This is a genomic window from Cryobacterium zongtaii, from assembly GCF_002909375.1.
Classification (GTDB): Bacteria; Actinomycetota; Actinomycetes; order Actinomycetales; family Microbacteriaceae; genus Cryobacterium; species Cryobacterium zongtaii.
In genome coordinates, this window is the sequence record NZ_PPXD01000026.1 from 133,948 (window position 1) to 148,610 (window position 14,663).

Here is a 14,663-nt window from a genome sequence, read left to right on the forward strand (position 1 = left end):
GACCAGCTTACTCATCCTAAGAAAACGTAGCTGGACTGAATCACCGCGACTCCCTAGCGTTGGAGGCATGACACCTGCGACAACCCTCCTCCCCGCGCTGTTGGGCCTGGTCACGGGTCTGTCCCTCATCATCGCCATCGGCGCCCAGAACGCGTTCGTGTTGCGGCTGGGCATCGAAGGCCGCACCCGGGTGATCGCGCCGGTGGTGGCCATTGCCGCTCTGTCCGATGCGGCTCTCATCCTCGCTGGCGTGCTGGGAATGGGTGCCCTGGTGGCGGCGGCACCGGCGGTCATGGTGGTCGTGCGACTGGTCGGGGCCGCTTTCCTGGTCGGTTACGGCCTGTGGGCGGCGCGGCGGGCCATCCGTCCGGGCGCGCTTCTGGTGACCGGGTCCTCGGGCAGCACCGGGATGCGGGTCGCCGTGGGCACGGTTCTCGCCCTCACCTGGCTCAACCCGCACGTTTACCTGGACACCGTGGTGTTCCTCGGCGCCGTGGCCAGCCAACAGGACCCCGCCGAGCGCTGGTGGTGGGCCGGCGGCGCCATCACGGCTAGCATCCTGTGGTTCACCGGCCTCGGCTTCGGGGCTCGTCTGCTGCGCCCGATCTTCGCGCGCCCCGGTGCCTGGCGGGTGCTCGACGGCGCTATCGCTGTGCTCATGCTCGCCCTCGGCGCCCGGCTCGCGTTCGACCTCTGACCCCGGTCGGCCGGCGGAGCCGCGGTACGCTTGCCCCGTGCTTTCCAAGGACCTGATCCGCCTCTACCCCGAGCTGTACCACGTGGCAGCGGATGGGTCGTGGCCGTCGATCGAGCGGCACGGACTGCTCAGCACGGCCGCACTGGTCACCCGATGGGGCGTGCGGCAGGGGGCACCGCAGGCCGCGATCCTCACCAAGCGGCGTGGTGAGTCGCTGGAGTTGGAACATCCGGACTACGGCACCGCCGTCATCCGGCACCAGAAGGCGATTCACGAGTCATCGCTGGCGGCCGCGCTGGAGGACCTCTCCCCCAGCGGGTGGTACACGATGCTCAACGACCGGGTGTTCTTCTTCCTGCAGAAGCCGCGGCTGAACGAGCTGCTCGCCGCGCGCTCCTACCGGGACGACGCCCACACCGTGATCACGGTGGACACCCGCAGCCTGGTCACCGCGCACGAGGCCGACATCGAGCTCACCAGCGTGAACACCGGCTTCGCGCAGCGATTCAGCGCCGAGCCGCGCGGACGGGACAGCTTCCAGTCGATCGAGGAGTTCGCGCATCCGACCCGGTCGCACGCTTCGACCAAGGTGGTGGATGTTGCCGAACTCGCGGTGTATCGCGGGGTGCGCGACATCACCAAGCACGTGAAGCGCGTCGAGCGCATGCGCGAGGGCACGGTGCTCGAGCGCTTCGTCTAGCCGCGCGGCATCCCGCCTAGCTGTTCCCGTTCCGGACAATTGCACCCGGCGCACCGGGCACAATTGTCCGCATCGGCAACAGTTGCAGGGCAGGTCAGGCGGCGGGGGCGACCGACGGCTCCAGGCCGTTGCGGCGGGCGACCTCGCCGAGCCAGCTGGCGCTGGGCTTGGGGGTACGCGCGAAGGTCTGCTTGTCCCAGCCGATCAGGCCGAAGGTCGGTGCGAAGCCGGAGGCCCACTCGTAGTTGTCCAGCGCTGACCAGTGCAGGTAGCCGAGCAGGTCGATGCCGTCCTCGATGCAGGAGTGCAGCCCCTCGAGGGCGCCCTGCGTGTAGGCAATGCGGCGGCTGTCGTCCTGGGTGGCGATGCCGTTCTCGGTGACCATCACGGGAACGTGGTCGGTCAGCTCCCAGGCGGCGCGCACCCCGATACCGGCGGCCGGCGGGAAGAACTCCCAGCCGGTGAGGGTGGTTTCCACGCCCTGGGCGACGGGCCGGGGACCCTCGGGTCCGATGAAGGTGCGGGTGTACGCCTGCACGCCCACGAAGTCGTCACCCTTCACGTTCTCCAGGTACCAGTCCTCGCGCGGGTGGCCGTACTCCACGAGCTTCTCCGCTGCGCCCTCCTCGTCCACGGCCACGAAGGCCTGGGTGGCGACGGTCCAGCCCGTCTTGAGGTGCGGTACCTGGCTGAGCACCTCGCGGGAGCGCTGGTGCGAGAGCAGCAGGGCATCCGCCACCTGCAGGTCAGGGTTGGCGAGGCCGTGCGCCACCAGGTTGGCGGCGTCCTCTCCGCCGGCGAGCATCGCGGCGATATTGGGCTCGTTGATGGTGCAGACGTAGTTGACGCCCTCGGCCACGACGGGCAGGGCGAGCTCGGTGTACCGGGCGAACAGGTCGGCGGCATCGGGAGCCCGCCAGAAGCCGTCGTTCTCGAACCAGCGCGGCACCGTGAAGTGCATCAGGGTCACGACCGGCTCGATGCCGAACTCGTGGCAGGTATCGACCATCCGGCGGTAGTGGTCCACGGCCGATCGGGACGCGAAACCGCGCTCCGGCTCGATGCGGGACCACTCGATGCTGAACCGGTAGGAATCCAGGCCCAGGTCGGCGAGCAGCTTGATGTCCTCGCGGTAGCGGTGGAAGCTGTCGGCGGCGTCACCGGACGGTTCGACCATGGTGGTGCCCTCGGCGTGTTCCTTGGGCCACCAGTTGCTGTTGACGTTGTTGCCCTCGATCTGGTGGGCGGCGGTCGCGGCGCCCCAGAGGAAGCCTTGGGGGAAAGTGAGCATGGAGGATCTCCTTGGGTAGCGGTGGTGCGGTGTAAAGATGAAGAATCAGCTGGTGGATGCCCAGAAATCGTCGAGCATCGCGGCGGTGAAGCCGGGATTGTCGAGGTTGGGCAGGTGCCCGGCCTGCGGGATCACCCGGTACTGGGCGCCGAGTTGCTCGGCCATCAGCCGCTGCGACGGAATCGGCCAGGCGTCGTCGGCGTCGCCGTGCGCGACCAGGGTGGGCACCGTGCTGGCCCGCACGGCGTCGGTGGTGTCGGGGGTGCTGTCCAGGATGCGGGCACCGCCGAGGATGTTGTCGACCGAGGAGGCGATCAGGCGGTCGCGCACGAAGACGTCGTCCGCGGTGAGCGGGCTGCCCTCCGGGTGGTCGAGCGCCCAGACCGCCAGGGTGCCCTGCTCGGCCACCAGGGCGGCATTCGCCGCATGTACTCCGGCCCGGCCGCCGGGACCGGAGCAGAGCATGGTCAGGTCGGTGAACAGGGCCAGGCTCTGCGCCTGGGAGATGCTGTGCAGAAGCGCGGCCCGGGCGACGAGGCCGCCCAGGCTGTGGCCGACCAGGTGTACGGGGCCGCCGTCGCCGACGAACCGGGCGACGGTGATGGCATCCGCCGCGAAGTCCTCGAGCCGGTAGTTCTCGATGCCCACCGGGGCGGCCGAGTCGGCCTGGCCGCGCTGGCTGTAGCTCACGGCCTCCCAGCCGTGCGCCGCGATCAGCGGCAGCAGCAGCCTGAAGTCTTCCTTGGAGCCGGTGAAGCCGGGCACCAGCAGGGCCACACCGCGGCGCGGGCCCGCGGGCAGCACCCGGAACGCGGTGAGCGGCCCGGCCGCGGTGTCGACGGTGAAGTGCTCGAGCTCTGGGGCCAGGGCGAGGCCGCCGAACGGCGCGGTCACGCGACGACCTTACGGGGGTTGGGGATCGCGTCCAGCAGCCGGATCGTGTAGTCATCCTGGGGGTTGCGCAGCACGTCGGCTGTGTTGCCGGTCTCGACCACCGCTCCCCCGTTGAGCACCATGATGTTGTCGGTGACCACCCGGGCCGAGAGCAGGTCGTGGGTGATGTAGAGCAGACTCACCCCCCACTGTTCGCGCAGGTCCTCGAGCAGGGCGAGCACGCCGGCGCGCAGCGACACGTCGAGCATCGAGACGGGCTCGTCGGCGATGATCACCTGCGGGTCGCTGGCCAGCGCCCTGGCGATGACCACACGCTGGCGCTGCCCGCCGGAGAGCTGGTGCGGCAGCTTGGCCGCGAACTCCTCCACCGGGTTCAGGCCCACGATGTCGAGCAGTTCCAGCACCCGGCGGCGGGCGTCGGTGCCGTGCAGCCCGGTGAAGTTGATCACCGGCCGGGTGAGCGCATACTCCACGGTGTGCAGCGGGTTCAGCGCGGAGTACGGGTCCTGGAACACCATCTGCACGTCGCGGTGCAACCGGCGGAAGTGCCGCCGGTTCAGCGAACCCACGTCGAGGTCACCGAAACGGATGCGACCGCTGGTGGGCTTCTCCACCGCCGTGATGAGCTTGGCGATGGTGGACTTGCCCGAGCCGGAGGCCCCCACCAGCGCCAGCGCGGCACCGGGTTCGAGGGTGAACGACACGTTGTCCACGGCGCGCACCGGCGCCTCGCCGCGGCGAGGGGCCGGGTAGATCTTCGAGACGTTCTCGACGATCATGGCGTGCTGGTCGGCGCGAAGGGTGCGCGGCGAGACCGTGGGCGTGTGGGTGGCCGCCTCTGTGCGCGAAGCCCCCTCGGCCTTGCGCTGCTGCCGGTCGGCGAAACCGGGCAGCTCCACCACCTCGGCCCGCGGGTCGGCGTAGTGCGAGAGCAGCATCCGGGTGTAGTCGGCTTGCGGGTTCTCCAGGATCTGTCGGGCCGGGGCATCCTCGACGATGCGGCCCTCGTGCATCACCATCACCCGCTGGGCGGATTCGAGGACGATGCCCAAGTCGTGGCTGATCAGGATGGCAGTGAAGTTCTCGGACTTCTGCAGCTCGATGATGGTGTTCATCACGGCGTGCTGCACCAGGACGTCCAGCGCCGTGGTGGGCTCGTCGAAGACCATCAGCTCGGGTTCGAGCGAGAGCGCCAGGGCGATGGAGACCCGCTGACGCATGCCGCCGGAGAGCTCGCCAGGGAACCTGTCGAGCACCTGCGGGGTCAGTTCGACCTTGCCGATCAGCTCGGTGGCCCGGGCGGTCCAGCGGGAGCGGTCGACGTGCCCGTGGGCGCGGAAGATGTCGACGAAGTGGTTGCGGATGCTGCGCACCGGGTTCAACGCGTTCATGCCGGACTGCAGCACCATCGCGATGCCGCCGTGGCGCTGCTCGCGCAGCTGTTCGGCGTCGAGGCTGGCGATGTCCTTGCCGCCGAAGAGGATACGGCCCTTCTCAATGTGCGCCGGGGGCTTGCTCAGCCCGGTGAGCGCGAAGCCGAGGGTGGACTTGCCCGAGCCGGACTCCCCCACCAGGCCGACGAACTCGCCGTGGGCCAGGCGGAAGGACACGTTCTGCACGGCCTTGGTGGCGCCGGCACCGTAGCCGTAGTGCACCGACAGGTCGTGCACCTCGAGCAGGGTCGTGTTGGCGGCGGGCGGGGTCTGTGCGTACGGTGCGGGGGTCATCGCTTGGTTCCTTCCCGGAGGCGCGGATTGCTGATGCCGTCGACGCCGAAGTTGATGAGGGTGAGGGAGGTGGCCAGCAGCGCGATGCAGAGGCCGGGGGCGAACAGCAGTGCCCACTGGCCGGTGAGCAGGGCGTTGGAGTTCTGGGCCCAGAAGAGCATCGTGCCCCAGCTCACCACCGTGGAGTCGCCCAGGCCGAGGAATTCGAGGCCGGCTTCGGCGAGGATCGCCGCGGTGGCGGCGCCGAAGAAGTTGCCCACGATGAGTGAGGTCATGTTCGGCAGGATCTCCCGGAACACGATGCGGAACGGCCGTTCGCCGCTGAACACGGCCGCCGTGACGAAGTCGCGGGAACGCAGCGACTGGGTCTGGCTGCGCAGCACCCGGGCGCCCCACGCCCAGCCGGTGATCACGACGACCACGATGATCATGCCGATGCCGCCGCCGGAGAGGTAGGCGGCGATGACGATCATCAGCGGCAGGCCGGGGATGACGAGAAACAGATTGACGATGAAGTTGATCACGTCGGCGCCGAACCCGCGCACGTAGCCCCAGCTGAGCCCGATCAGCACGGCGATGATGGTGGAAAGCAGCCCGGCGACGAGGCCGACGAAGATACTCACCTGGGCGCCGTAGAGCAGCTGGCTCAGCACGTCTTCACCGGCGGCGGTGGTGCCCAGCCAGTGTGCGGCGCTGCCGTCTGCGCTGCGCTCGAAGCCCGTCTCGCTGGCGCCGTACGGCGCGATCAGCGGGGCGAAGATCGCGAGCAGCACGAACAGGGCGAGCATGACGAGGCCGATGCGGGCCTTGCCGTTGCTCCACACCGTGGAGGCGACACGGACGACGACCTTCCAGGCTGAGGGTGCCTCGCCGATCGCCGTGATGGGTGCGCGAATGGCAGCGGTTGTGGGGGGCAATGAGGTTGTCATCGTCGGGTCCTCGGGTCCAGCACGCCGTACAAAATGTCGACGAGGAAGTTGGCGATGAGCACGCTCACGGTGATCATCAGGAAGAGTGCCTGCATGAGCGGGTAGTCCTGGTTGGTGACGGCGTTGAAGAGCAGGTAGCCGATACCGGGGTAGCCGAAGACCTGTTCCACCAGGATCGAGCCGCCAACGACACCGCCGAGGGCCAGGCCGAAGGAGGTGAGGTTGGGCAGGATGGCGTTTCGCGCTGCGTAGCGGAGGGCGATGGTGCGGGGCTTGAGCCCGTTCGCCTCCGCGAAGGTCACGTAGTCGTCGCCGAGGGTGGAGATCATGGTGTTGCGCATTCCCAGGATCCAGCCGCCGAGTGAGGTGATCAGGATCGTCAGCGCCGGCAGCACCCCGTGGTAGAGCGCGTCGCCGAAGAACTCGAACGAAAGGTTCGGCTCGGCCGTGGGCCCGTAAGCGCCGGATGTGGGGAAGAGCCTCAGCACGTAGCCGGCAAAGAAGAGCAGCAGCAGCGCCGTCCAGAAGTACGGGAAGGCGCTCATGAACGACCCCACCAGGGTGGGCACGCTGTCGAGCCAGGTGCCGCGCTTCCACGCCGCCAGCACGCCGAGAAGGGTGCCGAGGACGAACGCGACCACGGTCACCAGGCCCACCAGCACGAGGGTGTACGGCAGCGCGGCCGAGACCAGCTCCCCGACGCTCTGCGGGTAGAAGGTGTACGAGATACCGAAGTCCAGCGTGACCACCTGGTGCAGGTAGGCCAGGTACTGCTCGAAGATGTTGCCGGTGGGCACACCGAGCTGGGCCTCGATGGCGGCCTTGGTGGCCTCAGAGACGGGGCCGTTCTGGGCGAGCTTGGCCAGCGCGGCATCCGCCGGCGTGCCGGGCATCAGCCGCGGCAACAGGAAGTTGACCGTGACGGCCGCCCACAGGGTGAGAGCGAACAGGCCGAGCTTGCGGGCGACGTAGCCCAGGGACGTGGCGATCGGGCTCGGCGCGTGCGCCGCATCCGTGGGGCCTGGCCTCGTTGGAGGGCGGCTCTCGGCGCCGCGGGGCGCCGCCGTGGTGCTAGTCATCATTGACCTTCTTCAGATTTGTGAGAACGAGAAGCGGAGTGGACTCGTAGGTCTTGGGCGAGGCGTACGGTTCCGCGGCACTGGGCCAACCGGTGAATTTCGCGTCGCTGAACAGGCCCCAGGAGCCGCCGTAGTAGAGGCTGATGGAGGGGATCTGGTCGTAGACGACCTGCTGCAGCTGGTTGGCCAGGTCGGCCTGCACCACGGGGTCCAGCGCAACCTTGTAGTCGGCGAGGATCTCGTCGACTGCCGGGTCGCTGAAGCGCTCGAAGTTGTTGCTGGCCTCCTCGCCGACGGGCTTGACCCACTCGCTGGAGAGCAGGTTGTTGAAGTCGCGGAAGGTGTTGCCGGTGCCGCCGGTGGCGCCCATGGCGAAGTCGTACTCGCCGTTTCGGAGAGCCAGGGTGTAGGCGGCGGGCTGCGGGGATTCGACCTTGACGTCGACGCCGATCGCGCCCCACTGCTTCTGCACCTCCTGCACACCCTTGAGCCAGTCGTTGTAGCCGGCCGCGGTGGTGATGGTCAGGCTGAGCTGGACGCCGGATCCATCGAGCAGCTTGCCGCCCTGCTGGGTGTAACCGGCGGCGGCGAAATACTCCAGTGCCTTGGCGGTGTCCTGGGTGATCAAGCCGGAGTCGGGGATGTCGGGGTTGAGAACATCTTCCTGGTTGGGCAGCAGGATGTTGGTCTGGCCGGCCGGGTCCATGTAGCCCTCGGCGGCGGCGTCACCGACCATGCCGCGGTCCAGCGCCGTGGACAACCCCTGGCGCACGTTGACGTCGTTGAACGGCGCCTTGGTGAGGTTGGGGAACAGGGCGATGGTGCCGCCCGGCGGGAACCAGTAGGTGTTCTGGTTGCCGGCATCCACCCAGGCGCCCTCGACATCGCTGATGAAGGAGTAGGCCCAGTCATAGCCCTTCGTGGCCACATCGAGCTGGGTGTTCGTGGCCGGCAGGATCAGGTGCTCGGCCGCGACGGTGTCGGCCTGCCAGTACTCCTGGTTCTTGTCCACGGTGTACTGCTGCGGCGCGAAGTTGCCCAGCGTGTACGGGCCGGTGCCGACGGGGTCGGGGTTCCGCCAGGTGGTGGGGTCCTCCACCTTCGCCCAGATGTGCTCGGGCACGATCAGGGTGGTCGAGGCGATCAGCTGGGCGGCGGGCACATCCGGTGCGGTGAGGTGCACGGTCACGGTGTCGGCGCCGACCTCGAAGGTGTCGATGTAGCTCCAGATACCCTGCAGGTCCAGGGACGGGTTGTCCTTGAGCAGCTGGAAGGTGAAGCCCACGTCGGCGGCGGTGAAAGCCTTCCCGTCGGACCAGGTCACGCCCTGGCGGATGTCGAAGACGATCGTGGACGGGTCCGGCTGGGTGTAACCGGTGGAGAGCCACGGGTGCTCTTCGGCGTTGAGGTTGTCGAGCACGATCAGCGGCTCGTACATGTAGAACGCCGCGACCCGCTTGTTGATCATGAACGGGTTGAAGTTCTTCTCGAAAAGCGGTGAACCGTTGTCGGCCGCGACGAGCATGGTGTCGTCGGGGATGGACGGGTCCGGCGCACTCTGGATCTGGATACTGCAGGCGGCGAGGGTGGAGGCGACGACGGCCAGGGCCACGGCGGCCACTGTGCGCCGTGCCAGCGTCCGCCGCGCCGGGGAGTGACGGAGAGGCCCTGATCGGGGCCGAGATCGAGTGGGTTGCATCATTACTACCGGGTTTCCTCAGTCATCGTTGAGCTGATCGCGTCGGGGAGGCGCGAGATCTGACTCGAGTGTATGCGCATACATTGTGGGAAAGCAAGCACCTTTTTTTGTCGCGGGGGCGCCACGGCCCGGTCAGACGCGAGGGCAACTCTCCCGCAGCACGACCTCGACCGGCAGGGTGAACGCCTGCGGTTCCAGATTCGGGTCGTCGAGCCTGGCCGTGATGGCATGCACGGCGGCACGGCCCAGCTCCACCATCGGCTGGTGCACCGTGGTCAGCTTCGGCCGGGAATGCCGGCCGGCCGTGATGCCGTCAAAGCCCGTGACCAGCACATCCTCCGGCACCCTGATGCCGCGCTGTTCGAGCACGTCGAGCACGCCCAGGGCGGTTTCGTCATTGGAGCAGAGGATCGCGCGGGGCCGTTCCGCAGCGAGGATCCGCGCGGCCGTGGCCCGGCCGCCATCCCGGGTGAAGTCGCTGCGCAGGATACGAACGTTGCGTTCGGCGACCCCGGAGTCGGCGAGGGCGTTGCGGAACCCGGTCAGCCGTTCCGCGTCGTCGGGGGAATCGGTGGGTCCGGCGATGTAGACCACGTCGTGCACGCCATGGTCCTGCAGCACGTAATTGGCCAGGGTTCGCATACCGGGGCCGTTGCTGGCGCTCACGTGGTCGAAGTCATCGGCGCGCTGGGCTCCGGCCAGGATCACCACGGGGATGCGGCGGGCCACGTAGGCGAGCAGCTCGTCGGGCACGGTACGGGCGAGCACGGCGAGGCCGTCCACCCGGCCGGCGATGTCGGTGACCAGGGCTTCACGGCTCGAGCCGCGCCCTGCGGCCACCATCAGGGCGAAGCCGCGGCGCCAGGCCTCGATCTCGGCGCCGCGGAGCACCTCGTCGAAGTAGAGGTTCTCGGTGTCGGAGGCGGTGTCGGAGTCGTCGTCGACGATCGGCACGGTGTCTCCGCGCGCCGAGTCGACGGGCTGGTCCGGCACGGTCTCGTCATGTCCGGGGAAGAACAGTCCGATCACGTTGGTACGCCGGGCGGCGAGGCCCCTGGCCGCGGCGCTGGGCACGTAGCCGAGTTCCGTCACGGCGGCGAGCACGCGCTCCCTGGTGTGCTCGCGCACCGCAGCCGGCGAGCGCAGCACGCGGGACACCGTCGCGATGGAGACGCCGGAGCGTTCGGCGACGTCGTAGACGGTGGGTGCTTTCGCCACGTCGTCGTCTCCTCGCGTCCGTACCGCTGCGGTGCCGCCGCTGCTGCGGGGCGTCCTGCCATCGTACGGCGGCTATTGTTCCCGTTGCGCAACAATTGCGCCCGGCGCACCGGGCACAATTGTCCGCTTGGGCAACAGTTGCAGCCGCGGAGGCGGCTCAGACGCCCTCCCGGGCCTCCAGCCAGCCGGTGTGCACGGCCTCGAGGAAGGCCTCGTAGTCCTTCTCGTTCTGGTCGGCATACCGGTTGGAGAAGTCGGTGACCGCGCGGTCGAACGTGTCGCTCTTTCCGAGGTACGCCGCGATCGCGACGGGGTCGCCCGACCTGGCGTGGGCCCGGGCCAGGGTCCAGCCGCAGGCGTGCGCGTAGAAAGTCATCCCCATCGGCACCATCGCCTCCACGATCGCCGAGCCCTTCATGTCACGCAGCTGACGCCAGTACAGGTACCGGTCGGCCTGCACTCCCTTGGTCCAGCCCAGGAAGATGTCGCTGGCGGCCTGCATCATCCGCTGCCCCTGCACCACCCGCTCCCCCGGCTGCTCGTAGACGCTCTTGGGCAGGTGGTCCTCGAGCACGGATGCCGTGGCCTCCTTCACTTGCAGGAACAACGGGTCCTGCTCGTCGCGGCCCTGCAGCAGGGCGATAAACGCCCGGTTGCCGACGCTGCCGACACCCACCACCTTGTGGGCCACATCCACTACCTCGAAGCGTTCGAGCAGCCGGCGCCTGTCGTCCTGCAGGCTCTCGCGGTAGGACCTCAGCTGTTCCAGGACCGCCGCCTGCACATCGTCGGACGACAGGCCGAGGGACTCCGCGAGGTCGCGGACCGGTATGACGATCGGCGGTTGGCTGATGATCCGGTACTGGCCGTCGACGAGTTCGGCGAGCTTGGACAGTGCCTGCATGCTGTCGCGGGAGCGTGCCTTCGCGGCGTTCTTCAGCGCGGTCTTCTCCAGCCCCTTGGCCGCCTTCCGCGCCGCCTTGTCCTTCTGGGTGGCCCTGGCCATGTCCATGGCCTTGAGCATCTCCTGCTCGGTCATCCGGGCATACCAGATGTCCATGGTGCGCATCGCGGCGAACTGAGCCATCCCCTCCCGATACGAGCGCACGGCTTCAAGCGTCACACTCCGGATGTCCGCGGCATTGAACCCGTTGTTGCGGGCCGCGATCGTGAAGCTCGCCGTCATGCGCAGCACGTCGTATTCGAAGGGACCGGGCAGGGTCTCATCGAAGTCGTTGAGGTCGAAGAGCAGGTTGCGCTCCGGCGACGCGAACACGCCGAAGTTGGAAAGATGGGCGTCACCGCAGAGCTGGACGATGAGTCCGGCGCGCGGGGTGTCTTTGAGGTCGGTCGCCATGATCTTGGCGGCGCCGCGGTAGAAGGTGAACGGCGAGACCATCATCCGCCCGTGCCGCACCGGCACCAGATCGGGCACCCGGGTGCGATTCTGCTCCTCGATCAGAGCGACGGGGTCGGGGCGGTCTGCGGCCGGCTCCCACCCGTTGTGGCTGGCGCGGGGGGTCTCTGCTCGCGCCGCCTTGCCTCGAGCGGCGCGCGCGACCACGTTCGGGTGCTCGACGATGTGGGGCGCGCTGGTCCGACGCTCGGTGCTCGACCGCGTGGTGGACGGCTTCTTGGCGGGGGCCTTCTTCGCGGGCGTTTTCTTAACGGGTGCTTTCTTGACGGGCGCTGTCTTCGCGGTCGCTTTCCTGACGGGCGCTTTCTTCGCGGTCGGTTTCTTCGCGAGCGCTGCCTTGACGGGCGCTTTCTTCGCGGGCGCTTTCTTCGCAGGCGCTTTCTTCGCGGTCGCATTATTTGCCATGATGGCGGCTCCTCTGTGGACGACGCTGGAGCCCTCGCGAGCGGCGAAACCCACCGGCGGGCGGAAAGACCCTGTGAAGGGTCCACGATTGCCCGGGGGTCGGCGGCTGTCAATGCCCGCCGAGGCGAAAGGTGTTCAGCCGGTGGGGTGCCAGGACACCACGCGTTGAGCCTGGACGTCGAGTCCGTCGATGCCCAACTCGAGGCCTCGCCACTATGACGGCAGGGGCTCGACGGTGGCGCCCTCGCTAGGGATACCGACGTCCCGCAGTACTGGATGCTTCGCGCCGGCCGGCCACTCCCGGTAGCGCCGAAAGGCCAGTGGCAGACCTCGCGCGATAGACAGGTCCGGGCTGTCCATCACCTGCAGATGCAGGTGCGGCTGGGTCGAGTTGCCGGAATTCCCGCATTCGGCCAGAGGTTGCCCCGGGTTTACGGTGTCTCCCTGACGAACGCGAATGGAACCGGCCCGCAGATGCACGAGAGCCAGAAACCCGGCACCCCCGACGAGTTCGATGACGATGTGATTGCCCGCGATGGCTCCCACTCCGGCCCGGAGCCGCGCCGCCTGGCCCAGGGCGTATGGCACGAGCGCCAGCTGAGATCGCCGAGCGGGGTGGTCGACCTCGCCATCGAACGCCTCGACGACGACGCCGGCGGCCGGTGCCAGGATCGCCCGCCCGTAGGCGAAGAACCGCTCCGGTGGTTCGGTGCCGACGTAGGTGACCCAGTCGCGGTGGGCGGCCGTGCGCCCGCGATCGTCCACCCCGGTGAAGTCGATCGCGTAGCGCTCGCCGAGCAGGTCGGTGCCATGGCTCGGCACGCGTCGGGCCGGGCTGTTGCCCGCCAGCCACCGGCCCGCGAACGGCAGTGCGAGCACGACCGGGCCGCGCGCCGGGGGCTGGTTAGCTGGCGGCCTGCTCACGGCGCGGCAGGACCCAGCCCGGCCGCACGAAGTGGCAGGTGTAGCCGTTGGGGTAGTTCTGCAGGTAGTCCTGGTGCTCGGGCTCGGCCAACCAGAAGTCGCCGACAGGTTCCACCTCGGTTACGACGGGGCCCGGCCAGATACCGGATGCGTCGACATCCGCGATGGTGTCGCGGGCGACGCGCTCCTGCTCGGCATCCGCGAAGAAGATCGCCGAACGGTAGCTGCGGCCACGGTCGTTGCCCTGGCGGTCCTTCGTCGACGGGTCGTGGATCTGGAAGAAGAACTCCAGCAGTTCCCGGAAGCTGGTGCGCTCGGGGTCGAAGGTGATCTCGATCGCCTCGGCGTGGTCGCCGTGGTTGCGGTAGGTGGCGTTGGGAGTGTCGCCACCGGTGTAGCCCACCCGGGTGGAGAGAACGCCCTCGCGCTTCCGCACCAGTTCCTCGACGCCCCAGAAACAGCCGCCGGCCAGTGTCGCCTTCTCAGTGGTTGTGCTCATAGTGTCTCTCCTCGTGTCGTGGACATTCTCTGGGCACAACGTGTCGGCGTACCGGCCTGTTCCGGCGCTCCCGTCACACACAGCCCGCTCACAGCTTAAGCGGTCGTTTGAGGGTACAGAAAAGCCCGGCCGCACACTCGCGGCCGGGCTTGTCTTTCGTGTGGTGCACCCCCCCGGACTTGAACCGGGAACCCGCTGATTAAGAGTCAGCTGCTCTGCCAATTGAGCTAGAGGTGCGTATTTTTGTGCATATCGTTCAGGCGGGGCATCCCCGCCGACATGAGACATTACCATCAGTTTCTGCGCTCGCGCCAATCGAGAGCTGACATCGGCGTGTCGCGCCCCAGTCACTATTCTGGGGAGCGTGACCGAGACCCTGCCGCCCACCCTCGCCGATGATCTCACGCTGGCCCTCGAGCTGGCCGATGCGGCCGACGCGATCTCGATGGCCCGATTCGAAGCCCTCGACCTTGTTGTCACCACCAAGCCGGACCGCACCCCGGTGACGGATGCCGACCAGGCGGTCGAGCGCGCCATCCGGGCTCTCCTGGCCGAACGGCGCCCCGGCGACGGAATCCTCGGTGAGGAATTCGGCACGGCGGGGTCGACGACCCGGCAGTGGATCATCGACCCGATCGACGGCACCGCCGGCTTTTTGCGGGGCATCAGCATCTGGGGAACCCTGATCGCCCTCGCGATCGACGGGGTTCCGGTGCTCGGTGTGGTCAGCTCCCCCGCCTTGGGTAAGCGGTGGTGGGCCGCGACCGGCGGCGGCGCCTGGTCGACCGATGCCCGCCGTCCCGCGGCCGCGCCCACCCGTCTGCACGTCTCCGGCGTCGAAACCCTCGCGGACGCGTCCCTCAGCTACGGCAGTATCCAGCAGTGGGATGCGGCCGGCCGGCTCGACGGGCTCGTGTCGCTGACCCGGCAGGTCTGGCGCACCCGGGCCTACGGCGACATGTGGTCGTACATGCTGCTCGCCGAGGGACACCTTGACATCGCCGGCGAATTCGACCTGCAGCCGTACGACATGGCGGCCCTGGTGCCTATTGTGCAGGAGGCCGGTGGCGTGTTCACCTCGGCCGATGGCGCGGCCGGCCCGTGGCACGGCAGCGCCCTGGCCACCAACGGCCTGCTGCACCAGCCGGCGCTGGACGCCATCGCCCCACCGATTCGCTGAGCCG

Annotated in this window: 13 protein-coding genes and 1 tRNA gene; 3 read left to right on the plus strand and 11 right to left on the minus strand. The window is 68.4% G+C overall.

Annotated features, from left to right (window positions below):
- Positions 1-67: 67 nt before the first annotated feature.
- Both C3B61_RS16010 and C3B61_RS16015 read left to right on the plus strand, forming a co-directional pair.
- Positions 68-697 carry a LysE/ArgO family amino acid transporter gene (locus tag C3B61_RS16010; RefSeq protein ID WP_103461548.1) on the plus strand — a complete coding sequence of 210 codons (630 nt, stop codon included), beginning with the start codon at positions 68-70 and terminating at the stop codon, positions 695-697.
- A 37-nt stretch (positions 698-734) separates the two neighbouring features.
- A complete protein-coding gene (locus tag C3B61_RS16015; protein ID WP_103461549.1) occupies positions 735-1,397 on the plus strand; it encodes a DUF7002 family protein in 663 nt (220 codons plus the stop codon).
- 94 nt (positions 1,398-1,491) lie between these two features.
- Here the strand turns inward: C3B61_RS16015 and C3B61_RS16020 are convergent, their stop codons facing one another.
- The 11 genes from C3B61_RS16020 to C3B61_RS16070 all read right to left on the minus strand — a co-directional run bounded on the left by C3B61_RS16020 (position 1,492) and on the right by C3B61_RS16070 (position 13,716).
- Positions 1,492-2,688: a glycoside hydrolase family 1 protein gene (locus C3B61_RS16020; RefSeq protein ID WP_103461550.1), complete on the minus strand. Its 1,197-nt coding sequence runs from the start codon at positions 2,686-2,688 to the stop codon at positions 1,492-1,494.
- Between the two features lie 45 nt (positions 2,689-2,733).
- The gene (locus tag C3B61_RS16025; protein ID WP_103461551.1) at positions 2,734-3,582 is read right to left on the minus strand and encodes an alpha/beta fold hydrolase; all 849 of its coding nucleotides are present in this window, start codon (positions 3,580-3,582) and stop codon (positions 2,734-2,736) included.
- The gene (locus C3B61_RS16030; protein ID WP_103461552.1) at positions 3,579-5,309 is read right to left on the minus strand and encodes an ABC transporter ATP-binding protein; all 1,731 of its coding nucleotides are present in this window, start codon (positions 5,307-5,309) and stop codon (positions 3,579-3,581) included. The genes C3B61_RS16025 and C3B61_RS16030 overlap by 4 nt, the downstream gene beginning before the upstream one ends.
- Complete coding sequence (locus tag C3B61_RS16035; RefSeq protein WP_103461553.1) at positions 5,306-6,238, minus strand: ABC transporter permease; 933 nt, start codon at positions 6,236-6,238, stop codon at positions 5,306-5,308. Before C3B61_RS16035 ends, C3B61_RS16030 begins: the two co-directional genes overlap by 4 nt.
- Entirely contained in the window at positions 6,235-7,215 is a 981-nt protein-coding gene (locus tag C3B61_RS16040) for an ABC transporter permease (RefSeq protein WP_103461851.1), read from the minus strand. Before C3B61_RS16040 ends, C3B61_RS16035 begins: the two co-directional genes overlap by 4 nt.
- Positions 7,216-7,309: 94 nt before the next feature.
- The gene (locus tag C3B61_RS16045; protein ID WP_241990323.1) at positions 7,310-8,929 is read right to left on the minus strand and encodes an ABC transporter substrate-binding protein; all 1,620 of its coding nucleotides are present in this window, start codon (positions 8,927-8,929) and stop codon (positions 7,310-7,312) included.
- Positions 8,930-9,148: 219 nt separating this feature from the next.
- Positions 9,149-10,234, minus strand: coding sequence for a LacI family DNA-binding transcriptional regulator (locus C3B61_RS16050; RefSeq protein WP_103461554.1), 1,086 nt, complete (start codon positions 10,232-10,234; stop codon positions 9,149-9,151).
- A 157-nt stretch (positions 10,235-10,391) separates the two neighbouring features.
- Positions 10,392-12,056, minus strand: a complete 1,665-nt coding sequence (locus C3B61_RS16055; RefSeq protein ID WP_103461555.1) for a DUF2252 domain-containing protein — start codon at positions 12,054-12,056, stop codon at positions 10,392-10,394.
- 213 nt (positions 12,057-12,269) lie between these two features.
- Complete coding sequence (locus C3B61_RS16060) at positions 12,270-12,935, minus strand: M23 family metallopeptidase (protein ID WP_244285967.1); 666 nt, start codon at positions 12,933-12,935, stop codon at positions 12,270-12,272.
- A 25-nt stretch (positions 12,936-12,960) separates the two neighbouring features.
- Entirely contained in the window at positions 12,961-13,479 is a 519-nt protein-coding gene (gene msrA / locus C3B61_RS16065) for a peptide-methionine (S)-S-oxide reductase MsrA (protein ID WP_103429733.1), read from the minus strand.
- Between the two features lie 161 nt (positions 13,480-13,640).
- Positions 13,641-13,716 (minus strand) — tRNA-Lys (locus C3B61_RS16070).
- A gap of 127 nt (positions 13,717-13,843) precedes the next feature.
- Between C3B61_RS16070 and C3B61_RS16075 the strand changes: the two genes are divergently transcribed.
- A complete protein-coding gene (locus C3B61_RS16075; RefSeq protein ID WP_241990325.1) occupies positions 13,844-14,659 on the plus strand; it encodes an inositol monophosphatase family protein in 816 nt (271 codons plus the stop codon).
- Positions 14,660-14,663 lie beyond the last annotated feature (4 nt).